General features: G+C 71.6%; 19 protein-coding genes. 5 read left to right on the plus strand and 14 right to left on the minus strand.

Going from position 1 to position 21,284, the window contains the following annotated elements:
* Window positions 1–57 precede the first annotated feature (57 nt).
* Window positions 58–1,488: a pyruvate kinase gene (gene pyk / locus K4G22_RS07060; RefSeq protein ID WP_228078943.1), complete on the plus strand. Its 1,431-nt coding sequence runs from the start codon at window positions 58–60 to the stop codon at window positions 1,486–1,488.
* A 69-nt stretch (window positions 1,489–1,557) separates the two neighbouring features.
* On the opposite strand, the gene K4G22_RS07065 is transcribed toward pyk, so the two are convergent.
* From K4G22_RS07065 to K4G22_RS07095, 7 genes are all read right to left on the minus strand, one after another.
* Entirely contained in the window at window positions 1,558–2,985 is a 1,428-nt protein-coding gene (locus K4G22_RS07065; protein ID WP_228078944.1) for a hypothetical protein, read from the minus strand.
* On the minus strand, window positions 2,975–3,541 hold the full coding sequence (locus tag K4G22_RS07070) for a DUF6114 domain-containing protein (protein WP_228078947.1): 567 nt from the start codon (window positions 3,539–3,541) through the stop codon (window positions 2,975–2,977). Before K4G22_RS07070 ends, K4G22_RS07065 begins: the two co-directional genes overlap by 11 nt.
* Before the next feature lie 113 nt (window positions 3,542–3,654).
* Complete coding sequence (locus K4G22_RS07075) at window positions 3,655–4,269, minus strand: DUF6230 family protein (RefSeq protein ID WP_228078949.1); 615 nt, start codon at window positions 4,267–4,269, stop codon at window positions 3,655–3,657.
* A gap of 490 nt (window positions 4,270–4,759) precedes the next feature.
* On the minus strand, window positions 4,760–5,725 hold the full coding sequence (locus K4G22_RS07080; protein ID WP_228078951.1) for a tetratricopeptide repeat protein: 966 nt from the start codon (window positions 5,723–5,725) through the stop codon (window positions 4,760–4,762).
* 52 nt (window positions 5,726–5,777) lie between these two features.
* Window positions 5,778–7,487, minus strand: a complete 1,710-nt coding sequence (gene icmA, locus K4G22_RS07085) for a coenzyme B12-dependent isobutyryl-CoA mutase large subunit (RefSeq protein WP_228078953.1) — start codon at window positions 7,485–7,487, stop codon at window positions 5,778–5,780.
* Window positions 7,488–7,557: 70 nt separating this feature from the next.
* Window positions 7,558–7,893: a DUF3817 domain-containing protein gene (locus tag K4G22_RS07090; protein WP_228078955.1), complete on the minus strand. Its 336-nt coding sequence runs from the start codon at window positions 7,891–7,893 to the stop codon at window positions 7,558–7,560.
* Between the two features lie 17 nt (window positions 7,894–7,910).
* The gene (locus K4G22_RS07095) at window positions 7,911–8,438 is read right to left on the minus strand and encodes a MarR family winged helix-turn-helix transcriptional regulator (protein WP_228078956.1); all 528 of its coding nucleotides are present in this window, start codon (window positions 8,436–8,438) and stop codon (window positions 7,911–7,913) included.
* Between the two features lie 152 nt (window positions 8,439–8,590).
* Here K4G22_RS07095 and K4G22_RS07100 point away from each other — a divergent pair, with 152 nt between their 5' ends.
* Complete coding sequence (locus tag K4G22_RS07100; RefSeq protein ID WP_228078957.1) at window positions 8,591–9,640, plus strand: glycoside hydrolase family 6 protein; 1,050 nt, start codon at window positions 8,591–8,593, stop codon at window positions 9,638–9,640.
* Window positions 9,641–9,658: 18 nt separating this feature from the next.
* Here the strand turns inward: K4G22_RS07100 and glxA are convergent, their stop codons facing one another.
* The 3 genes from glxA to K4G22_RS07115 form a co-directional block, all read right to left on the minus strand.
* Window positions 9,659–11,668, minus strand: a complete 2,010-nt coding sequence (gene glxA / locus K4G22_RS07105) for a radical copper oxidase GlxA (RefSeq protein WP_228078959.1) — start codon at window positions 11,666–11,668, stop codon at window positions 9,659–9,661.
* Window positions 11,665–13,485, minus strand: a complete 1,821-nt coding sequence (locus K4G22_RS07110) for a glycosyltransferase family 2 protein (protein WP_228078961.1) — start codon at window positions 13,483–13,485, stop codon at window positions 11,665–11,667. The genes glxA and K4G22_RS07110 overlap by 4 nt, the downstream gene beginning before the upstream one ends.
* A 133-nt stretch (window positions 13,486–13,618) precedes the next feature.
* A complete protein-coding gene (locus K4G22_RS07115; RefSeq protein WP_228078963.1) occupies window positions 13,619–13,963 on the minus strand; it encodes a DUF3817 domain-containing protein in 345 nt (114 codons plus the stop codon).
* Between the two features lie 130 nt (window positions 13,964–14,093).
* On the opposite strand from K4G22_RS07115, the gene K4G22_RS07120 reads away from it, so the two are divergent.
* Complete coding sequence (locus K4G22_RS07120; protein ID WP_228078965.1) at window positions 14,094–14,570, plus strand: MarR family winged helix-turn-helix transcriptional regulator; 477 nt, start codon at window positions 14,094–14,096, stop codon at window positions 14,568–14,570.
* Here K4G22_RS07120 and K4G22_RS07125 read toward each other — a convergent pair.
* Window positions 14,567–16,078: a sensor histidine kinase gene (locus tag K4G22_RS07125; RefSeq protein ID WP_228083986.1), complete on the minus strand. Its 1,512-nt coding sequence runs from the start codon at window positions 16,076–16,078 to the stop codon at window positions 14,567–14,569. The genes K4G22_RS07120 and K4G22_RS07125 overlap by 4 nt on opposite strands.
* Window positions 16,071–16,748: a response regulator transcription factor gene (locus K4G22_RS07130; RefSeq protein WP_228078967.1), complete on the minus strand. Its 678-nt coding sequence runs from the start codon at window positions 16,746–16,748 to the stop codon at window positions 16,071–16,073. The genes K4G22_RS07125 and K4G22_RS07130 overlap by 8 nt, the downstream gene beginning before the upstream one ends.
* 117 nt (window positions 16,749–16,865) lie before the next feature.
* On the opposite strand from K4G22_RS07130, the gene K4G22_RS07135 reads away from it, so the two are divergent.
* Window positions 16,866–17,591, plus strand: a complete 726-nt coding sequence (locus K4G22_RS07135; protein WP_228078969.1) for a PepSY domain-containing protein — start codon at window positions 16,866–16,868, stop codon at window positions 17,589–17,591.
* 812 nt (window positions 17,592–18,403) lie between these two features.
* Here K4G22_RS07135 and meaB read toward each other — a convergent pair.
* Both meaB and K4G22_RS07145 read right to left on the minus strand, forming a co-directional pair.
* Window positions 18,404–19,342, minus strand: a complete 939-nt coding sequence (gene meaB, locus K4G22_RS07140; protein WP_425336782.1) for a methylmalonyl Co-A mutase-associated GTPase MeaB — start codon at window positions 19,340–19,342, stop codon at window positions 18,404–18,406.
* 37 nt (window positions 19,343–19,379) lie between these two features.
* On the minus strand, window positions 19,380–20,588 hold the full coding sequence (locus tag K4G22_RS07145; protein WP_228078973.1) for an acetyl-CoA C-acetyltransferase: 1,209 nt from the start codon (window positions 20,586–20,588) through the stop codon (window positions 19,380–19,382).
* Window positions 20,589–20,755: 167 nt separating this feature from the next.
* Between K4G22_RS07145 and mce the strand changes: the two genes are divergently transcribed.
* The gene (gene mce, locus K4G22_RS07150; RefSeq protein WP_228078976.1) at window positions 20,756–21,217 is read left to right on the plus strand and encodes a methylmalonyl-CoA epimerase; all 462 of its coding nucleotides are present in this window, start codon (window positions 20,756–20,758) and stop codon (window positions 21,215–21,217) included.
* Window positions 21,218–21,284 lie beyond the last annotated feature (67 nt).

Raw genomic sequence — 21,284 nt, forward strand, 5'->3', positions numbered from 1 at the left:
GGCTAACCTGAGCCCGCAAATTATTCCACCATGGAACAAAACGATAGGATCGCTTCCATGCGCCGCTCCAAAATCGTCTGCACCCTGGGTCCCGCCGTCGACTCCTTCGACAATCTGAAGGCTCTCATCGACGCCGGAATGAACGTGGCCCGCTTCAACTTCAGCCACGGCAGCCACGAGGAGCACGAGGAGCGGTACCACCGACTCCGCAAGGCCACGGAGGACTCGGGCCGCGCCGTCGGCGTGCTGGCCGACCTCCAGGGCCCGAAGATCCGTCTGGAGACGTTCGCCAACGGCCCGGTGGAGCTGGAGCGCGGCGACGAGTTCACCATCACCACCGAGGACGTCCCCGGCGACCGTTCGATCTGCGGCACCACCTACAAGGGGCTGCCGGGGGACGTCGCCAAGGGCGAGACGATCCTGATCAACGACGGCAACGTCTCCCTCCAGGTGCTGGAGGTGGAGGGCCCCCGGGTCCGCACCATCGTCATCGAGGGCGGCGTCATCTCCGACCACAAGGGCATCAACCTGCCCGGGGTCGCCGTCAACGTCCCCGCCCTGTCCGACAAGGACGTGGAGGATCTGGAGTTCGCCCTCCGCCTCGGGGCCGACATGGTGGCGCTCTCCTTCGTGCGGAACGCGGACGACGTGCGGGACGTGCACCGGGTGATGGACCGGGTGGGCCGTCGCGTCCCGGTGATCGCCAAGGTGGAGAAGCCGCAGGCGGTGGAGAACATGGAGGAGATCGTCCTCGCCTTCGACGGGGTCATGGTGGCCCGTGGCGACCTCGCCGTCGAGTACCCGCTCGAACAGGTCCCGATGGTGCAGAAGCGGCTGGTCGACCTCTGCCGCCGCAACGCCAAGCCGGTGATCGTGGCGACCCAGATGATGGAGTCGATGATCACCAACTCCCGTCCGACCCGCGCCGAGGCGTCCGATGTGGCCAACGCCATCCTGGACGGCGCGGACGCGGTGATGCTCTCCGCCGAGTCGTCGGTCGGCCGGTATCCGATCGAGACGGTCAAGACCATGTCGAAGATCGTGGTGGCCGCCGAGGACGAGCTGCTCTCCCGTGGCCTCCTCCCGCTGGTGCCGGGCAAGAAGCCGCGCACCCAGGGCGGTTCCGTCGCCAGGGCGGCGGCCGAGATGGCGGACTTCCTGGACGCCCGCGCGTTGATCGCGTTCACCAAGTCGGGCGACACCGCGCGGCGGCTGTCCCGCTATCGGGCGGTGCAGCCGATCCTGGCCTTCACCACCGAGGCCGCGACCCGCAACCAACTCACCCTGAGCTGGGGCGTGGAGACGTTCGTGGTGCCGCTGGTCAACCACACGGACGAGATGGTGGAGCTGTGTGACGCCGAGCTGTCCCGGCTCAACCGCTACGAGACGGGCGACACCATGATCATCACGGCCGGTTCCCCGCCCGGTGTGCCCGGCACCACCAACATGGTCCGAGTGCACCACCTGGGCGGCCACGGCGGCGTCTGACCGCCCGCGCGACCGACGGATCCCCGAGGCCCATCCGATGGGCCCGGGGATCCGGTGCGTGGGGCCGGCTCAGCGGACGGTGGGGCCGTCGCCCGTGGTGTAGATCCGCATGCCAGCCATGTTGAGCGTGCCGCCGAACTGTCCGGCCTGGGTCACGAAGACATCGGTGAAGTGCGCGATGGGCAGGTCGATCGGGGGCTGGTGCTCGGGGTCGAAGACCACCGGGATCACCCCGAAGAGATTGCCTTCGAGACGCTCGGTGTACATGGTCACCGTGCCGTCCCTGAAGGTGGAGTTGGAGCCCGGGTCGGTCGCCACGTGGTAGCGCACGTTGCCGGGGGCGTCCACGATCTGGTGCAGGTCGCCGATGTCGAGCTTGTCGGCGGTGAACTTCAGCACCTGCTTGACGTTGCCGTTGGCGGTGGTCACGTTGACCACGCCGTGGTAGCTCAGCCCGCGCAGGGTGAGGTAGGAGGCGTCGAGGTACCAGGGCTCGTCGGGGAGGGTGAGCGCGGTCGCCTCGTCCTCGCCCGGGACCTGCCGCTCCTCGGGGCAGGGGAACGGCTCCAGCCCCTCGTCGTCCGCTTCCTCGTCCCCTTCCCCGTCCGCGGTCTCCGGCTCCTGCTGCTGGTCGGTGCTGTCGGCGGCCGGGCGGGCCGGTTCGTCGACCTCCTCGGGCCGTCCTGGCTCGGGGTCGGCGGGGACGGTCGGCTCGGGCTCCGGCTCGCGGGCCACCGTCTGCTCCTCCGCCGCCTGCTCCGACTCGGGGCGCTCGGCGGCCTGTTCGGGGGTCTCCTCGGGGGTCTCCTCGGGGGGCGCCAGCTCCTCCCGCTCCAGCGCGTCGCGGCGCGCCCGCTCCCACTCCGCGCGCTCGCCGGGGGTCAGCAGATCGAGGATGCCCTCCCCCAGCTCCTCAAGGCCCCGTCCCAGGCCCAGCGGGTCCCACGGGTCCCAGCCGGGCGCCGCCTCGTCCGGGGGCTGGGTGGCGTCCTCGTCGTCCGGGGCGCCTGGGGCCACGCCATCGGCGGGTGGCGGGGCCTCGTCCTGGCCCGTCCCCGGCTCGTCCGGGGTCTCCCCCGGCGGCGGGTCCTGGGCGGACTCGTCGGCGCCGGCGCCGTCGTCCGCCGGCTCGTCGGCGCCCTCGTCGGCCGACTCCTCGGGCGCTCCGTCGGCCGGATCGTCGTCGGCTGGATCGTCCTCGGCCTCGTCGTCGGCTGCGTCCGGTTCGTCGGCTTCCGCGGCTTCCTCAGGTTCCTCGGGTTCCGCCGGCTCGTCCGGCATCTCCACGCACGCCCCGGGGCGGAACGGGTTCTCCGGCTGGGGCTCCGCCTTGGCCAGCGGGGAGGTGAACCCCATGCCGAGCAGCGCGGCCGACGGCATCGCCGCCAGCGCTATGGCCTTCCCGACCGGCATATGCAGGCGGCGCAGCAGGGATCGACGCGGAGCGGCGTGCCGGGGCTCCTCGCCCTCCGTGATCGCTATGTCATCAGTCGGCACGTTGGTCTCCCTTCCCCGGTTCCTCCCCGTGGGCCGGCGTGCCACCGTCGAAGGAGGCCAGCGCGCTCCCGGTGCCCGGGGTCCTGACCGGCGGCTCCCGGTCGGCGTGATCGGCCCCTTCCGTGGCCAACCCGGCGTGTTCGGCCGGCTCGGCGGGCTCACCCGGCATCCAGGCGATGCTCATGCCGCCGCCCACCATCCCAAAGACAAAACCCACCAGAAAGCCGCCGAAGTTGGACACGACCAGCGAGACCAGCGACAGCAGGATGGCGGCCACCCCGGCGAATATCCGCACCTGCGGCTGGAACCATATGGTCAGCCCCAACACGACCAGCAGAATGCCGATCACCATCGATCCGGCGCCGGCCGTGGTGGCCATCCGGATGGTCAACTGCCCCAACGTGAGGTTGGCGTAGGGGAGGTAGGCGATCGGGAGCCCGGCGATCATGGTGAAGAGCCCGGACCAGAACGGCCGGCTCCACCGGAAGTGACGGAACGCCAGCCTTCCGCGAGTGAAGAGCGAAACCCTGGGCGCGACATCGATGTTGGTGCTCACGGCACGTACTCCCCTTGGCGCGGTTCAGTAACGGGATGCACGATACGGCGGCGTTCCCTGGGGCAGAGACACACCTCCGCCCTGCCCCAGGCGCGACTGTCAGGCGTGGACCCTCAGAAGCACTCGCTCTTGCCCCGCCGCACCGACAGGCTCAGGTCGGTGAGCTTGAAGGAGCCGGCCGAGGTCGCCCACGCGGTCTGCCGGACGTCGGTCAGCAGGGCCCGGTCGGACTGCTGAGCGAACGACCCCGCCAGCGCGCCCGATTCGGGGGTGGGTCCCTTGGTGGTGTCGCCGACGGCCACGCCGATGTCGATGTTGGTGAACGTCGCGTCCGCGTTGAGCTGCTCCAGGTCGATGAAGAGGTTCTCCGCCTCGACCGGGTTGTTCGGGTTCGTACCGGCGCCGATCCGCACGGTGACGTCCCCGAAGAACGGAACGGGGATCACCACCGACTGACAGAGGTTGTTGATGGTGGCGCTGTCGAACGCGGAGACCGCCACCGGCCTCTCCTCACCGCCGGACGGGGTGACCAACGCCCCGTACTGCACGAACCCCTGGCCGTCGAGCCGGTCAACGCTCACCTTGAACTGCTGACCCGACACGGCGAACGAGGCAGCGAGGGCCCCCTGGGCGAGGGCGACGCCTATCGCGGCGGTCGCGGCCACGCTCGGCACCATGACCAGCCCGAATCGCCGCCATCTGGTGCCGCCGCGAGCCTGTGACTCCATGACTTCCTCCTTCTCGGACGAACATCTCCCCTGCCCCGGACGCCGGTTCGGCGACTGCTCGCTCGAACTGCCGGGCGGGAGAAGCGCGTTGCCACCGGCGACCCGCCCCGGCGACAGCCACTGGCCGCGTGGGGCGCGGCTTCCGGTGACGTGACACAGGCCCTGCGCCCGGGCGGGGAGTCCCCGCGCCACGGCCGACACGTGGCCGAGTCGGCCCCGCCGATCGTGGTCTATCTCACGGCACGACACAAGAGGTTCGTTACTTACCAGTAATGGCGATATGGCAGATCGCGGGAGATCACGCCCGCTCTCACACGGAGGGTGCAGGCCCCAAAACGCCCCATAGAGCCCCCAAGCGCGACCAAACAAGGAGTCGCGCCACGCACACATGACGCAATGTGACGGCGGTCACGATTACCAAATTTTAGTAAAACGTGTTGGCAAACGTAGTGGTAAAACGTGACCGCCGACAGTGTATGAGCGTTTCGGCTCAGAAGAGGACTCGGGCCAACGCGGCGCGGGCCGACGTCACTCGGGGATCGTCGGCGCCCAACACCTCGAAGAGTTCGAGCAGTCGGAGCCTGGCGGTGTTCCGGTCGTCACCCGCCGTCCGGCCCACCACGCCGATCAGCCGGCTGAAGGCGTCCTCGACATGGCCGCCGACCAGATCCAGGTCGGCGACGGCCAGTTGGGCCGCCACATCGCCGGCGTTGTCGGCCGCCGCCTTCCGTGTCCGCTCGGCGTCCAGGCCGCGCACCCGGTCGAGCAGCTTGGCCTGGCCGAGGCCGAGGGCCGCCTCCTGGTTCGCCGGATCGCCGGCGAGGACGTTCTCATAGGCCTGGATGGCGCCCGGCAGGTCCCCGGTGTCGAGCGCCGCGTGCGCGGCGGCCAACGCCGGGTCGGTCGGCGGCTCGGCCGGCTCGGCGGCCGGCGCCTGGGCGGCGGCCTCCGGGTCGACCGGCTCCCCGACGATGCCGAACTGCTCCTCGGCGGCCTGGATCAGCTGGTCGAACACCTGCCGGATCTGCGGCTCGGGGGCCGCCCCCTGGAACAGGGGCAGCGCCTGCCCCGCGATCACCGCGAAGACGGCGGGAATGCCCTGCACGCCGAACTGCTGGGCGATCCTCGGGTTGGCGTCGACATCGATCTTGGCGAGGACGATCTTTCCCGCGTACTCCTGGGTGAGCCGCTCCAGCACCGGGCTGAGCTGTTTGCACGGCTCACACCACTCGGCCCAGAGGTCGATGACCACCGGCACCGTGGCGCTGCGCTGAACCACCTCCTGCTCGAAGGTGGCCTCGTCGGCGTCGATCACCAGGGGGACGGCCGCCGCCTGCCCGTCCGGCTGGGCCGCCCGCTGGGCGCGGGCTTGCTCGGCCTTCTGCTTGGCCTCCGCGGCGGCCTTGACCGCGGAGAGATCGACGGCTCCGCTCATGGACATGTTGCGTGGCTGCATGGCACCAGTCTCCCCCCTCGGGGATTCGTTCCGGAACGCGGTCCCGCCACGCTCAGAAGCCGGGCGGCTCCACATAGCTTCCCCACTCGTCGCGCAGCACTCCGCAGATCTCGCCGAGCGTGGCCTCGGCGCGGACGGCGGTCAGCATCGGCGCGATGGTGTCGCCGCCGCCCCTGGCCGCGGCGACCAGCTCGCCCAGCGCCCGTTCGACCGCCGCGCCGTCCCGCGCGGCCCTGCGCCTGGCGAGCTCGCGGACCTGTTCGCGCTCCACCTCGTGGCTGACCCGGAGGATCTCAAGATCGTCGGTGACCGAGGCGGTGTGGCAGTTGACCCCCACCACCCGCTTCTCCCCCTTCTCCAGGGCCTGCTGGTACTGGAAGGCGGAGTCCGCGATCTGGCCGGTGAACCAGCCGTCCTCGATGCCGCTGAGCAGCCCCGAGGTCATCGGCCCGATGGGGTGCTCCGCCTGCCCGGAGGCGCCCAGCGCGCGGCGGCCCCGTTCGGCGATCTCGGCGAAGATCCGCTCCGCGTCCCGCTCGATCCGGTCGGTGAGCCGCTCCACGTACCAGGAGCCGCCCAGCGGATCGGCGACCGAGGTGATCCCCGTCTCCTCCATCAGCACCTGCTGGGTGCGCAGCGCGATCTCGGCGGCGCGCTCGCTCGGCAGCGCCAGCGTCTCGTCCAGCGCGTTGGTGTGCAGCGAGTTGGTGCCGGCGAGCACGGCGGAGAGCGCCTCCACGGCGGTGCGCACCACGTTGTTGTACGGCTGCTGCGCGGTGAGCGAGACGCCGGCGGTCTGGGTGTGGAAGCGCAGCCACTGGGCGCGCTCGCTGGTGGCGCCGTAGACGTCCCGCATCCAGCGGGCCCAGATCCGGCGGGCCGCGCGGAACTTGGCGATCTCCTCGAAGAAGTCGATGTGCGCGTCGAAGAAGAACGAGAGCCCGGGCGCGAAGGCGTTGACGTCCATCCCCCGGCTCAGCCCCAGCTCCACATAGCCGAAGCCGTCGGCCAGCGTGTAGGCCAGCTCCTGGGCGGCCGTGGCCCCGGCCTCCCTGATGTGGTAGCCGGAGACGGAGAGCGGCTTGTAGGCCGGGATGCGCGCCGCGCAGAACTCCATCAGATCGCCGATCAGCCGCAGATGGGGCTCCGGCGGGAAGAGCCACTCCTTCTGCGCGATGTACTCCTTGAAGATGTCGGTCTGGAGCGTGCCGTTGAGCACCTCGGCCGGCACGCCCTGCCGCTCGGCGGCGACCAGGTACATGCAGAAGACCGGCACGGCGGGGCCGCTGATCGTCATCGACGTGGTGACGTCGCCCAGCGGGATGTCCCGGAAGAGGACCTCCATGTCGGCCGCCGAGTCGATGGCCACGCCGCAGTGGCCCACCTCGCCAAGCGACCGCGGGTCGTCGGAGTCGCGCCCCATCAGGGTCGGCATGTCGAAGGCGACGGAGAGGCCGCCGCCGCCGTTGCGCAGGATGGTGCGGTAGCGCTCGTTGGTCTGTTCGGCGTTGCCGAAGCCGGCGAACTGGCGGATGGTCCAGGCGCGGCCCCGGTACCCGGTGGGGTAGAGGCCCCGGGTGAAGGGGAACTCGCCCGGCCAGCCGATGCGTTCGAAGCCGGCGTAGCTGTCCCCGGGCTCGGGGCCGTAGACGGGCTCCACGGGGTCTCCGGAGAGCGTGCTGAAATCGGCGTCCCTGGTGTGGGCCGCGTCGTATCGGGCCTGCCAGCGTCGGCGGCCCGCGGTGATGGCGTCAGCGTCCATGGGACCAATTTACTTGGACGTCCAACTACATGTCGAACGAAGAGCGAGAACTCCTCGCCGGAACAGGCCCTCAGGCGCTGACCGGCGCCTCGGAGTCCTCGTCCTCCACCAGCGCCTCGACCTCGGCTGTGACCTTCGGCTCGACGAAGAACGCGGCGAACGGGATACTGCCGGCGACCAGCACCCACAGCAGCTTGCCGAACGACCAGCGGGCCTTCTGCCCCAGGTCGAAGGCGAAGACCAGATAGATGATGTACAGCAGGCCATGCAGCTGGGACACCACGAACGTCACGTCGTCGCCGGTGTCGAAGCCGTACTTGAAGACCATGCAGGTACCGAGGACCAGCAGCATCACCGCGGTGACATAGGCCATGACCCGGTACCGGGTGAGCACACTCCGCTTCATGCGGCGAGCCTATCGGGTCATTCCGGTCGTTCCTTCCCCGGGTCGTCGAAGTCCCTGGCGGCCAACCGCAGCGGGCGGAGCAAGTCGAAGATGTCCTGACACTGCCCCTCGTCGTACACGCCGAGCCCGAAGTCGGCGGCCATCAGATCCCGGGTCGCCGCGTCGCAGACCTCCCGCCCCCGCTCGGTGATGGAGGCCAGCGTGCCGCGCCCGTCGTTGGGGTTGGGCCGCTTGACGACAAGACCCGAACGGACCAGCCGGTCCACGGCGTTGGTGACCGAGGTCGGATGCACCATCAGCCGCTCGCCGATCTTGGACATCGGCAGCTCGCCGGCCCGGCTGAAGGTGAGCAGCACCAGCGCCTCGTACCGGGCGAACGTCAGCCCGTACGGCTTCACCACCGCGTCGACCTCGGCCAGCAGGATCTGGTGCGCCCGCATGATCGAGGTGATCGCGGCCATGGAGGGCACGGAGCCCCAGCGTCGCTTCCACAGGTCGTCGGCGCGGGCGATGGGATCGAACGGGAGGCTGAGCGACTTCGACACGCCTGCGACCCTACCCGCTGGCCCGCGCGCCGACGCGGCCGTTCCGGTGAACCCCGCACCGGTGGGGACGACCGCGGGACCACCGCCGCCGAACGGACACCCTCCGTCATGCCGCAGCGACGGAACGTGTCGCCCGTGGCACCATGACGCTCATGCCCGGCTCCCTCCTCGTGACGTTCCGCCGGCCTGCCCGCCGGCCCACCCTCGCCCTGGTCCTGTCCTGCCTGACCCTCATCCCGCTGGCACTCGGCTGCTCCTCGGGCGGCGAGGACCCTCCCGACTCGGGGGCCGAGGGGCGCAGCACCCCACTGGCCGAGGAGTCGTCGGAGTTCTGGGTCGCCCCACGGAGCCCGGCGGCCCGCCAGGTGCGGGAGTGGGAGTCCTCGGGCCGCTCCGAGGACGCGCAGACGCTGCGCCGGATCGCGGACCGGCCGCTGGCCGTCTGGCCCACGGGCGAGGGCGATCCCGGCCAACAGGTGCGCGGCATCACCGAGGCCGCCACGGACGAGGGCCTGACCGCCGTGCTGGTCGCCTACAACATCCCGCACCGGGACTGCGGCCAGTACTCCCAGGGCGGCGCGGAGAGCGACGCCGCCTACCGGGAGTGGATCGACGCCTTCGCCGCCGGCATCGGCGACGCCGAGGCCCTGGTGGTGCTGGAACCCGACGCGGTGGCGCACACCCTGGACGGCTGCACCGCCCCGATGTACGTGCAGGACCGCTACGGGCTGCTCGCCGAGTCGGTCGAGCGACTCAAGCGGCAGCCGGGCACCCGCGTCTACATCGACGCGGGCAACCCCGACTGGATCACCGACCCCGACCGGCTGGCGCAGGCGCTGCGCGACTCCGGTATCGACCGGGCCGACGGCTTCGCGTTGAACGTGTCCAACTTCCAGACGCTGGAACGCAGCACCGAGTACGGCCGCGAGCTGTCCGGGCTGCTGGACGGCGCGCACTTCGTCGTCGACACCAGCCGCAACGGCGAAGGCCCCTGGGAGGAGGGCGGGGACGAGAGGTGGTGCAACCCGCCGGACCGGGCGCTCGGCACCCCGCCCACCACCGACACCGACGATCCGCTGGCGGACGCCTATCTGTGGGTCAAGCGTCCCGGCGAGTCGGACGGCGAGTGCCGGGGTGGCCCGGTGGCCGGCGAGTGGTGGCCGGAGTACGCCCTGGGGCTGGCGGAACGCGCCGGGGAGTGAGGCGCGCGGGAACGCTCGTCACCCGACCCGCATCCAGCTCGCCTCGGACGGGGTGCCGCTGTCGTCGGTGACGAAGACCATGTACCAGCCCGGCGGCACCAGCGACGGGTCCTCCGGCACCGTCAACGTCACCTCGCCGTCACCCCGTTCCACTTCGAGCTGGATGGACCGCTGCTCCACGTCGGTGGTGTGGGTCACGGCGCTGGGCCGCATCAGCCGGGCGTTCTCGATCCGGTCGGCGTCCTCGGTCTCGAAGGTGACCTCCGCGCCGAACCCGGCCTCCTGGGGCCCGTCGCCCAGCACCGGCCTGGTCTCCTCGCGCCCGTCGAAGAGATAGGGCGGGGTGTAGACCTCGATCCGCTTCTCGAACTCGCCCATCCTGGTGTTGTCCCGGTCCCCGTAGAGCGGGTCGGAGCCGAAGGTCGCCACCCGCCCGTCGGGCAGCAGCAGCGCCTCCGAGTGGTAGTTGCGGCCCACGGTGGGATCGGCCGCCGGCACGAACGCGTCCTTTGCCGGGTCGTAGAACTGCGCCCTGAGCACGTCGCTGTGCCCACGCCCCCGGTAGTCGGTCGAACCGCCCGAGGTGAAGACCGTGTCGTCCGGCATCAGCACGCTGCTCAGATAGCGGGTGCCCTGCGGCAGACTCGGTCCCTCGCGGTAGGTGGGGTCCCGCTCGGTGAGGTCGACGATCGCGGTCCGCCCGGTCGACTTGGCCGACTCGCCGACGCCGCCCCCGCCCAGCACCATGAACCGCTGGTCCTGCGCCGGCGGCAGCAGCAGCGAGGCGGAGGTCTCCAGCTGGTCGGGGTCGGAGATGCCGCCGATCTCCTCGAAGGTGTTCTCCTCCAGATCCCAGAGGCCCGGCGTCCGGCCCTCGTCGGCGGGGCCGTAGCCGGCGTTGGAACCGGTGTAGAAGATCTTGCCGCCCTGGGTGAGGAAGAGCGCCGGATAGGTCGGGAAGTAGCGCTCGGGGCCCTCGGACCAGGTCTTGGTCCTCGGGTCGTAGATCTCGTTGACGCCCGGCACCACCTCGCCGACCTCGTCGAGCCCGGAGACGGTCAGCACCCGGCCGTCGGGCAGCGTGGTGAGCGTCGGGTACCAGCGGGCCTCGGCCATCGGGTCGACCGGGAGATAGCGCTCGGCCACCGGATCGAACTCGTAGGCCACGTCGATGCCCTGGAAGTCCTGGTCGTCCAGGGTCAGTTGGTTGGCCAGTCCATAGAAGTTGCGGGCGTCGTCGCCGGTCAGGCCGAGGATCTCGTACTGGGCAGGGTCGGTGGCCACGCCCTGCTCGCCCTCCTCCACGGCGCTGACGAAGACCCGCACCTCGCTCGCGGTGATCTCGATCTCGTCCTCGCCGTCCTCGCCGTCCTCGCCGTCCTCTTCTGTATCCGCTGCGTCTTCCGCGTCTTCGGGGGGCTCCTCCCGCTTCTCGGCCGGCGGGGCCGTGACCGTCGCGACGGTCTCGTAGAGCTGGCCGTCCGGGGCGCGCAGCCGGGTGCCCTCGGGGAACTCGCGCTTCTGGTCCGGGTCCTCGTTCTTGATCAGCATCGCGCCGCCGGCGTGGGTGACGGCGTCGCCGAGCACCTCGTAGCGCGCGGTGCCGCCGGCCACCAGCATCCGGCCGTCGGGGAGCTGGGCGTGGCCCGCGCAGAACAGGTCGTCGGGGGTCGGCACCGTGGTGAAGGTGTTCTCCGCCGGGTCCCACAGGACGCTGTCGAAGGTGCCGGCGTCGAACTGGTCCTCGTTGTTGCCCGAGCCGGCGATCAGCAGCACCTTGCCGGTGTGCAGCAGCGCCGCGTGGATGGCGTTGGTGCGGAACTCCTCCGGGACGTCGACCACGTCCCAGGAGCCGTACCTGGCCAGGTACTCGGGCCGGGATATCCGGTACTCGTGCAGTCGCTCCTGGGCGAAGCTCACCGCCGCCGGGGCGTTCAGGCCCACCAGCAGCAGCGTGACGCCGCTGCCGAGGGCCAGCTTCCGCAGGCGAGCGCTGGGACGGTAGGGGGTGCGTCGTGCGTGGCTCATAGGTCGGCTCCCACGGGACGTCGCGGCGGTCGCTCACCGCCGGGTTGGGTCGGGCGATCGGCATCGGTGCTGAGCTGGAGAGCGGGCCGGCGCACCGTGCCGAGGCGGGCCCACTGGCCCCTGGCGCGGTGCCGGCCCACGGCCCGTCGGCGCTGGTCGCGGCTGCTCCAGGCCCAGATGGCTGGGGGCGCGAGCGAGACGGCCAGCGCGATCAGCGCCCAGGTGCGCATGGCCACGTGGGTGTGCCCCAGCGCCATCGAGATCAGCAGCGCGGCCGTCAGCACCCCGGCCCAGCCCAGATGCCAGCGGAAGGTGGCGGGCTGGTCGGGGCTGGCCGCGCCGCCCTTGGGGGTGACCACGAAGCCGGATCTGCGGCGCAGCAGCGCGTCCGCGAGCGAGCGCGCGTAGATCGGCGCGGAGAGCGCGGACATCAGCATCCCGGCGGTGCCGGACGATCCCGCGGGCTCGTGCGGCGAGACGTTGTGCCGGCGGTTCCACACGTAGAGGCCGATCTGGAGCGCGGCCACATCGCTGTAGAGCATCAGCCAGACGGAGGACGAGACCTGCGTGCCCGAGGCGCCGAGCACCAGGTAGAGCACACAGCCCAGCACGCCCAACGTCCAGGTGATCGCGGCCATCGGGTAGAAGGCCAGCATCAGCGAGTAGTTGAGCAGGCTCCCCGCGCGGTGCGGTGTCCCGCCCCTGCCGTACTGCTGGAGCAGGGTCTCGTAGGTCCCGCGCGACCAGCGCAGTTGCTGGCTGAAGAAGTCGGTCCAGGAAGTCGGCCCCTCGCCGACGGCCAGCACGTCGGGCGTGTAGACGGAACGCCACCGGTTGCCGGACTCCGGGTTGACGGTGCGGTGCAGCTCGAAGCCGGTGGCCATGTCCTCGGTGACGGAGTCCCGCAGCCCGCCGATGGACCGCAGCGCCGAGATCCGCACCGCGTTGTTGGTGCCGACGAACATCGGGGAGCCATAGCGGTTGCCGGCCCGCTGGATCAGCGCGTGGAAGAGGAACTGCTGGCTCTCCGCCGCCTTGGTGACAGGCCCGTCGTAGTTGCCGTAGACCTGGGGGCCGACGACGAACGCGACATCCGGATCGCGGAAGTAGCCGAGCATCCGCTCCAGATAGTCGGGCAGCGGAACGTGGTCGGTGTCCACGGAGGCGAAGAGGTCGTAGTCCTCGCCGTGCGCGTCGAGCCAGGCGTTGTAGTTCCCGTGCTTGGTCTTCGCCCGGTGCGGCCCGCTCTCCTGGTTCCAGTGCGGGACGCCCCGGCGGCTGAAGTGGTGCACGTCGAGCTCGGCGCACAGCTCGCGCGCGTCGTCGCTGTCACCCTCGTCCAGCAGCCAGACGTCCCTGGGGCCGGCGTGCCGCAGCCGAACGGCGCCCTCCAGGGTGGCCCGCACCATGGCGAGCGGTTCCTTCCCCGGAACGTAGGTGGTCAGGAAGGCGACCCGGGTGCCGATCTCGGGGAACACCGGGACCGGATCCTGGGCGACCAGCGTGGCGTGCGCCACCGAGACCACGTTGACCAGCCGGAACAGCTCGATCAGGGCGATGCAGAACAGCATCACGCCGTCCGCGACCAGCAGCCACAGGGGCGCGTGGCTGCGCTCCGTCCAGTGGCTGGGCCAGACCATCCACAGCAGCAGCACCAGGGAGAGCGTCGGAGCCAGCGTCATCAGCAGCGTGGCTCGCCTGCGACGCGGCTCGCGCGTGATCAGGCGTCGGTAGGCCACCCGGTACGCCGGGCCCGGCTCGGTGAGCGGGCCGGCGAGGCGGCTGAATCTCTCGTACTCGTACCGCGCAAGCCGCACGAAGTCCTCCGGATCGGAACAGAAGCCCAAAGCCGACATCTCAACGTCACGTCAGAAAGTGGGCTCTGTCGAACCGGAGCGGTCCGAGCGAGCGACCCGGGGCGCGCGGGGCACCCCGGGGAGGCGCTCAGGGTCAGGCGTTGACGACGCCCTCCTTGCGGGCGCGGGCGGCGATCACCGCGTCGCCCTCGGAGCGGCGCAGCCGCCGCTCGGCGAAGAAGCCGCCGACCGGCACGACCGACATCAGGAAGTACCAGGCGGCCGTCTTCAGCGACCACTTGGCGCGGTTCCAGGCGTCGGCCCAGAACAGCACGTAGACGACGAACAGCACGCCGTGCACCGCGCCCATCACGGGCACGGCGTTGAAGTCCGTGGTGCGCTTCAGCACCGAGCAGACCAGCAGCAGCAGAAAGGACACCGCTTCCGGCGCGGACACCAGACGCAGGCGGCGCAGGGCGGTGACGGTCTTGAGGTCCATGAGAACGCGCTCTCTCGAAGCTTGCGGACGAAGGGGGGGCATGTGAACGAATGCACAAGCATCGTCATTGTGGCAGCCCGGGGAACGATCACTGCCGGGGGGTCCGTACCGTTGGTTATGGTTCGGTCCCATGGACACCGACACTGGCACCCGCTGGCTCACCGAGGACGAACAGCGGGCCTGGCGGACCCATCTGGAAGTCATCAGGCTGCTGGTCCACCAGTTGGAACGGGATCTTCAGCCGTTCGGCCTGACCATGAACGACTACGAGATACTCGTCAACCTCTCCGAGTCGGAGGGCAGGCGGATGCGGATGAGCGACCTGGCCGCCGCCACGCTCCAGTCCAAGAGCCGGCTCTCGCACCAGGTCACCCGGATGGAGAAGGCCGAACTCGTCCGCAGGGAGCACTGCGACTCGGACAAGCGCGGGCTCTTCGCCGTGCTCACCGAACACGGCTGGGACACCATGCGGAAGGTGGCGCCGCACCACGTGGCCTCGGCCCGCCGCCACTTCGTCGACCTGCTGACCCCCGAGGACCTCGCCGCCCTCGACCGCGCGCTGCGGCCCGTCGCCGACCATCTGCACCAGCGGCGCGGCAAACCCTAGGGGGTACCTGCCGGGCTCTCGTCCGGGTCCTCGTCGCCGGCGGCGATCGGGAGGCGGAGCGTGAAGAGGGCGCCGCCCTCCGGGGCCCGGCCGACCTCCAGGGTGCCGCCGTGGCGGAGCGCCACGTCCCTGGCGATGGCCAGGCCGAGGCCGGCCCCGCCGTCGTCCCGGCTGCGCGCGTCGTCCAGCCGGACGAAGCGCTCGAAGATCCGCTCCCGGTCCGCCTCGGGGACCCCGTCGCCGTCGTCGGCGACCGCCAGCTCGGCCCAGCCGGCCGCCTCGCGCAGCGAGACCCGCACCCGGCCGGCCGCGTGCCGCTGCCCGTTGTCCAGCAGGTTGCCCAGCACGCGCGCGAGCTGTCCGCGCGAACCGCGCACCGTGACCTCGGCCAGCTCCTCGACCTCCACCGGATGACGGTCCCCCAGCCGCTCGTCCACCTCCCCCCGCACCAGCGGCGCCAGCCGCACCGAGCCGGCCAGCGGACGCTCCCCCGCGTCCAGCCGCGCCAGCAGCAGCAGATCGGCGGCGAGCACCTGGAGCCGCACGGTGTCCTGCACCGCGCCCGGCACGTCCAGCAGCTCGGGGTGGGCGGCGCCCACCTCCAGCTGGGTGCGGAGCGAGGCGATGGGGCTGCGCAGCTCGTGCGAGGCGTCCGCGACAAAGCGGCGCTGCCGCTCGACGGACGACTCAAGGGCGGCCAGGGTCTCGTTGGTGGTCCTGGCCAGCCGGCCCACCTCGTCCCGTGCCGTCGGCTCGGGCACCCGCCGGGAGAGGTCCTCGGAGCGGGTGATCTCGGCCATGCCCCGGCGGATGCCCTCCACCGGGCGCAGCGCCCTGCGGGTGACCAGCCAGGTGACGGCCGCCACCACGGCCAGCAGCCCCGGCACCCCCACCAGCATCGACGTCCGAACACTCTCGATCGCGGCGCGCTCGATATCGAGCGAGGCGCCGGCATAGACGATCAGATCCTCGTCCCACGGGGTGTTCACCTCGACGACGGCGAAGCGGTAGTCGCCCGCCTCGCCGTCGATCACCGCGCTGCCGGTGACCGTGCCGATCTCGTCGTCCATCTCGCCGGGTCCTGGGAGCCTCTCGTCGGCCCGGTCGTCGTCATCGTCATCGTCATCGTCGGGATCGTCGTCGGGGTCGTCGTCCGGGTCGTCGGGCTCCTCCGTGGGCTGTTCGGGGGAGCCGCGCGGTGGGGCGTCGGGGGTGACCCGGGCGACGCCGGTGCCGGTGATCTCCTCAAGACCGTCGCTGACCTGGTAGACCACCCCGTCGCCGTCCACCACCTGCACTGGGTTGGCGTCGTCCAGATCCAGATCCTCCGGGGGCCGGCCGGTGGCCAGCTGGGCCGCCACATCGCGCCCTGTGACCTCGGCCTGGAGATCGACCTGCTCCTCCAGGTTGCTCCGCAGCAGCCACAGCAGCAGCAGGCCGGCGGCCACCAGCGCCACCGCGACCACGGCGGTGGCCCCCAACGTGGCCCGTGCCCGGACGCTACCCATCACGACGCGCACCGCCAGCGTCCAGCCGGTAGCCGGCGCCGCGCACCGTGACGATCAGACCGGGGCCCAGCTTGCGGCGCAGCGCGCTGACATAGACCTCGACGATGTTGGGATCGCCCTGATAGGCGAAGTCCCAACCGTGCTCCAGGATCTCCGCCTTGGAGACCACCTCGCCCGCCCGGCCGGCCAGCCGCTCAAGCACGGTGAACTCCTTGGCGGTCAGCGGGATCTCCCGCTCCCCCCTGGTCACCCTGCGCGTCGACCGGTCGACCACCAGATCGCCGACCCGCAGCTCGGGCGCCGCGCCCCGCCCGCGCCGGCGCAGCAGCGCGCGGACCCGGGCGACCAGCACCACATACGAGAACGGCTTGGTCAGATAGTCGTCGGCGCCGGTGTCCAACCCCTCCGCCTCGTCGTACTCGCCGTCCTTGGCGGTGAGCATCAGGATCGGCGTCTCGTCCCCGGCGGCGCGCAGCGCGGCACAGACCCGGTACCCGTTCATGCCGGGCAGCATGATGTCCAGCACAATGAGGTCGTAGGAGCCCTCCGTGGCCTGGTGCAACCCGTCGGTGCCGGTATGCACCACGTCGACGGCGAAGCCCTCGGCCCGCAGCCCCTGGGCCAGCGATCTCGCCAGCCGCTTCTCATCCTCGACTATCAGCACGCGCACGAGCCCAGCTTGGCAAACGGATGCTGAAGAAGTCTTCAGGTGCCTTCAGCTCAGCTTCAGCAAGGGTGCGGGACGGTGTGACCCGTTGGCAGTGAACGACCTCTCGGGGAGGACCTCATGAAGCGGAACATGATCGTGGCGATGGCGGCTGCGGGCGCGGTGATCGGCGGCGGCACGCTGGCGGGCGTCGCGCTCGGCGCGAGCGGCGACGACAAGGCCAGGACGGAGTCCGCCGCGCTCAGCGGCACCAGCCTCTCCGTCCGCGACGGCGGAACGGCGGCGGGCTCGGACGACAACGGCGCCGACGACCGCGTCGTGCAGGACGAGGACTCGGCGGCGCAGCGCGCCGTGGTGACCGCGCTGACGGAGACGCCGGGGGTGGTCACCGAGGTCGAGCTGGAACGGGACGACGACGACCCGCGCGGCTGGGAGATCGAGATCTACGGCGAGGGTGAGCGCTGGCACAGGGTGCTGGTCAGCGAGGACGGCACCGAGATCCTCACCAGCCGCGAGGGCCGGTGGGACGACGACGATGACGACGATGACGACGACGACCTGGCTGCCGCGCGCAGCCTGCTGGCCGCCGAGACCAGCACGGACGCCCTGGCGGCCATCGCGATCGCCGAGGCACACACCGGAGCGGACCTCCGCGAGGCGGACGTGGACGACGGCCGCTGGGAGCTGGAGCTGCGCGGCTCGGACGGCACGGAGCACGAGATCGAGATCAGCCTCCAGACCGGCGAGATCGTCGGCCAGGAGTCGGAGCGCGACGACGACGATGACGATGACTGGGACGACCGGGACGACCGTCGTGATGACGACGACGACCGGGACGACGTCTGACCGCCGCCACACCCCGCCCCGGGCCAACCGGCCCGGGGTTTCCCCCACCCACCCGCCCCTTTTCGCGGACGGGGTGATCACGCCGGCCACGTCACCGCCACCCCGGCGGCGACGAGGACCGGCCCCTCAGCGCCCCCGGGCCACCAGGCCCCGGCACGGCCCTCCGCCCTCCGACGGTCCCCACCTTGGCGACGAGGGCCCAGGTGCGGCGGCCCCTGAACGGGCCCAGGCCCGGAAAAGGGCCCCGCAGGGCCGGCGCCCGCCGGCGGTGACAGCCGGGCCACCAGGCCCGGAAAAGGGCCCCGCACCCGGGCCCCCGGCAGAACAACCAACCCGAAGGGGCGGGTGGGCGGGGTACACACAGGCCGCCAGACCGGACGCGGCACCCCACCCGGACCTCCGCGGCAGACCAGCCCGGCACAGAGCCAGCGGGAGCTCGACGTGCCGGCCGGGCCGCCAGGCCCGGAAAAGGGCCCCGCACCCCGGCCCCCGGCAGAACAACCAACCCGAGGGGGCGGGTGGGCGGGGTATACACAGGCCGCCAGACCGGACGCGGCACCCCACCCGGACCTCCGCGGCAGGCCAGCCCGGCACAGAGCCAGCGAGGGCTCGACGTGCCGGCCCCTCACCCTGGCGACAAGGGCCCCAGGGCGACGCCCCCTGGGCAGGCCCAGGCCCAGGGAAGGGCCCCGCAGGGCCGGCGCGCTCGCCGGCGGCGACAGCCGGGGCGCCAGGCCCAGGGAAGGGCCCCGCGCCCGGGCCCCGGCAGAACACACCCCGAAGGGGGCGGCTGGCAGGCCGGGCGCGGGCCGTCAGTCGGGGGTGGAGAGCTCCTCGACGAGGAGGTCCGCCGCGCCGTAGGGGTCCAGTTCGCCGGCCTGGACGCGGCGCGCCAGCGCCGCGAGGTGGTGGTCGCCCCTGAGCGCGTCCATGCGGGCGCGGAGGGCGGTCAGCGCGATGGTCTCGATCTCGCGGGCCGCGCGACGCCGTCGGCGTTCGACGATCGCGCCGTGCTCGTGCTGCCAGGCCGCGTGTTTCTCCAGCGTGGCGACCAGCTCGTCCACGCCCTCGCCGCGCGCGGCGACCGTGCGGAGGATGGCGGGCCGCCAGTCGCCGGGCGCGCGCGGGGCGCCGAGGCCGAGCATGTGCTGTAGCTCGCGGACGGTGGTGCCCGCCCCGTCCCGGTCGGCCTTGTTGACGACGAAGATGTCGCCGATCTCCAGGATGCCGGCCTTGGCGGCCTGCACGCCGTCCCCCATCCCCGGGGCCAGCAGCACCACCGTGGTGTCGGCCTGGGCCGCGATGTCCACCTCGGACTGGCCGACGCCGACCGTCTCGATCAGGATCACGTCGCAGCCGGCGGCGTCCAGCACCCGGACCGCCTGCGGTACCGCCCAGGCGAGCCCGCCGAGGTGGCCCCTGGTGGCCATGGACCGCACATAGACGCCCGGGTCGAGCGCGTGCTCGTTCATCCGGACCCGGTCGCCCAGCAGGGCGCCGCCGGAGAACGGCGACGAGGGGTCGACAGCCAGCACGCCGACCCGGAGGCCGGCCCGGCGGTAGGCGGCGACCAGCGCCGAGGTGCAGGTGGACTTGCCGACGCCGGGCGAGCCGGTCAGCCCGATCACCCGGGCCCGGCCCGTGTGCGGGGCCAACTCGGCCATGATGTCGCGCAGACGGGGTGAGGCGTTCTCCACCAGGGAGATCAGCCGGGCCACCGCCCTCGCCTCACCCCGCCCGGCCGCCGCCAGGAGCGCCGAGGCGTCCCCGGCGCCGGTCGGCCGTCCCTCAGCCACGCGGCGCGCTCAGCAGCAGGGCGTCGCCCTGGCCGCCCCCGCCGCACAGCGCGGCGGCGCCGACGCCGCCGCCCCGGCGGCGCAGCTCGTGCGCGAGGTGCAGCGCCAGCCGGGCGCCCGACATGCCGATGGGGTGGCCGAGAGCGATGGCGCCGCCATTCGGATTCACTCGTTCGAGTGAAACGCCAAGGTCCTTCATTGACTGCACCACGACGGCGGCGAACGCCTCGTTGATCTCGATCACGTCCAGGTCGTCCACCGTCAGCCCGGCCTTGCCCAGGGCGTGCTGGATGGCGCGGGACGGCTGCGACTGGAGGGAGTTGTCCGGCCCCGCGACGTTGCCGTGGGCGCCGATCTCGGCCAGCCACGAAAGGCCGAGCGCCTCCGCCCTGGAGCGCTCCATGACCACCACGGCGGCGGCGCCGTCCGAGATCTGCGAGGAGGAGCCGGCCGTGATGGTGCCCTCGCCCGCGCCGCCGAACGCGGGCCGCAGCCGGGCCAGGGACTCCTCCGTGGTGTCGGGGCGGATGCCCTCGTCGGCGTCGACGACCAGCGGATCGCCCTTGCGCGCCGGAAGCGTCACCGGGGTGATCTCCGCGTCGAAGACGCCGTTCTTCCGCGCCTCGGCCGCCCGCTGGTGGGAGGCGGCGGCGACCGCGTCCTGTTCGGCCCTGGTGATGCCGAGCCGGGTGTTGTGCTTCTCGGTGGACTCGCCCATGGCGATGCCCTCGAAGGGGTCGGTCAGCCCGTCGTGCGCCATCGCGTCCAGCATCTGCACGGCGCCGTACTTGACGCCGCGCCGCCCGCTGGGCAGCAGGTGCGGCGCGTTGCTCATGGACTCCTGGCCGCCGGCCACCACGACGTCGAACTCGCCGGCCCTGATCAGCTGGTCGGCCAGCGCGATGGCGTCGAGCCCGGAGAGACAGACCTTGTTCACCGTCAGCGCGGGCACCGTCATCGGGATGCCGGCGCCGACGGCGGCCTGGCGGGCCGGGATCTGCCCGGCGCCCGCCGTGAGCACCTGGCCCATGATCACGTACTGCGCCTGCTCGCCGGTGATCCCGGCCCGCTCCAACGCGGCCCTGATCGCCAGCGAGCCGAGCTCGGCGCCGGTCAGCGGGGCCAGCGAGCCGAGCAGCCGGCCCATCGGGGTGCGCGCCCCCGCGACGATCACCGAACGGCGTGCTGGGGAAACCGTCATCATGCACTCCTCGCGAGGGAAGGACCGACGCCTGGGCCGGAACACCGACCAGGCTAGTGAACGACTGTTCACATCAATCTACCGACGCCTGGCCGAGCGGTCATCGGTGCCTACCTGTGACCGTGCGCACGTTGCGCTCGCACCCCCAAAGCCGGTGGACTTGAGGCATGTTGACGCGCATCGACCACATCGGGATCGCCTGCTTCGATCTCGACACCACCGTTGAGTTCTACCGAGCCACCTACGGCTTCGAGGTCCACCACTCCGAGGTCAATGAGGAACAGGGCGTCCGTGAGGCCATGATCCGGATCAACGGCACGGACGACGGCGGCGCCTCCTGGCTCCAGCTGCTCCAACCGATCAGGGAGGACTCCCCGGTCGGCAAGTGGATGGCGAAGAACGGCGAGGGCGTGCACCATATCGCCTTCGGCACGGCCGACGTCGACAGCGACTCCGAGGCCATCAGGGACAAGGGCGTGCGGGTCCTCTACGAGCAGCCGCGGCGCGGCTCCATGGACTCCCGCATCACGTTCCTGCATCCCAAGGACTGCCACGGGGTGCTCACCGAGCTGGTGACCGCGGCTCCCCCGAAGGCCGCCGAAAGCGCCGAGGACCCCGACGCCCACTGACGCCAGCCGCCCCGGCCGGTAGAGTGGCCCAGCCGGGGCTTTGGGGCTCTTCCTCGTCCCGTGTTCG

Origin of the sequence: Streptomyces profundus (assembly GCF_020740535.1) — a bacterium.
Lineage (GTDB): Bacteria > Actinomycetota > Actinomycetes > Streptomycetales > Streptomycetaceae > Streptomyces > Streptomyces profundus.

Excerpts from the sequence above, each read along its gene's own strand:
- pyk (WP_228078943.1), top strand. The coding sequence starts at position 58 with ATGCGCCGCTCCAAAATCGTCTGCACCCTGGGTCCCGCCGTCGACTCC.
- K4G22_RS07075 (WP_228078949.1), bottom strand. The coding sequence starts at position 4,269 with ATGGAGTCACAGGCTCGCGGCGGCACCAGATGGCGGCGATTCGGGCTG.
- K4G22_RS07080 (WP_228078951.1), bottom strand. The coding sequence starts at position 5,725 with ATGCAGCCACGCAACATGTCCATGAGCGGAGCCGTCGATCTCTCCGCG.
- icmA (WP_228078953.1), bottom strand. The coding sequence starts at position 7,487 with ATGGACGCTGACGCCATCACCGCGGGCCGCCGACGCTGGCAGGCCCGA.
- K4G22_RS07090 (WP_228078955.1), bottom strand. The coding sequence starts at position 7,893 with ATGAAGCGGAGTGTGCTCACCCGGTACCGGGTCATGGCCTATGTCACC.
- K4G22_RS07100 (WP_228078957.1), top strand. The coding sequence starts at position 8,591 with ATGCCCGGCTCCCTCCTCGTGACGTTCCGCCGGCCTGCCCGCCGGCCC.
- glxA (WP_228078959.1), bottom strand. The coding sequence starts at position 11,668 with ATGAGCCACGCACGACGCACCCCCTACCGTCCCAGCGCTCGCCTGCGG.
- K4G22_RS07115 (WP_228078963.1), bottom strand. The coding sequence starts at position 13,963 with ATGGACCTCAAGACCGTCACCGCCCTGCGCCGCCTGCGTCTGGTGTCC.
- K4G22_RS07120 (WP_228078965.1), top strand. The coding sequence starts at position 14,094 with ATGGACACCGACACTGGCACCCGCTGGCTCACCGAGGACGAACAGCGG.
- K4G22_RS07125 (WP_228083986.1), bottom strand. The coding sequence starts at position 16,078 with ATGGGTAGCGTCCGGGCACGGGCCACGTTGGGGGCCACCGCCGTGGTC.
- K4G22_RS07135 (WP_228078969.1), top strand. The coding sequence starts at position 16,866 with ATGAAGCGGAACATGATCGTGGCGATGGCGGCTGCGGGCGCGGTGATC.
- K4G22_RS07145 (WP_228078973.1), bottom strand. The coding sequence starts at position 20,588 with ATGACGGTTTCCCCAGCACGCCGTTCGGTGATCGTCGCGGGGGCGCGC.
- mce (WP_228078976.1), top strand. The coding sequence starts at position 20,756 with ATGTTGACGCGCATCGACCACATCGGGATCGCCTGCTTCGATCTCGAC.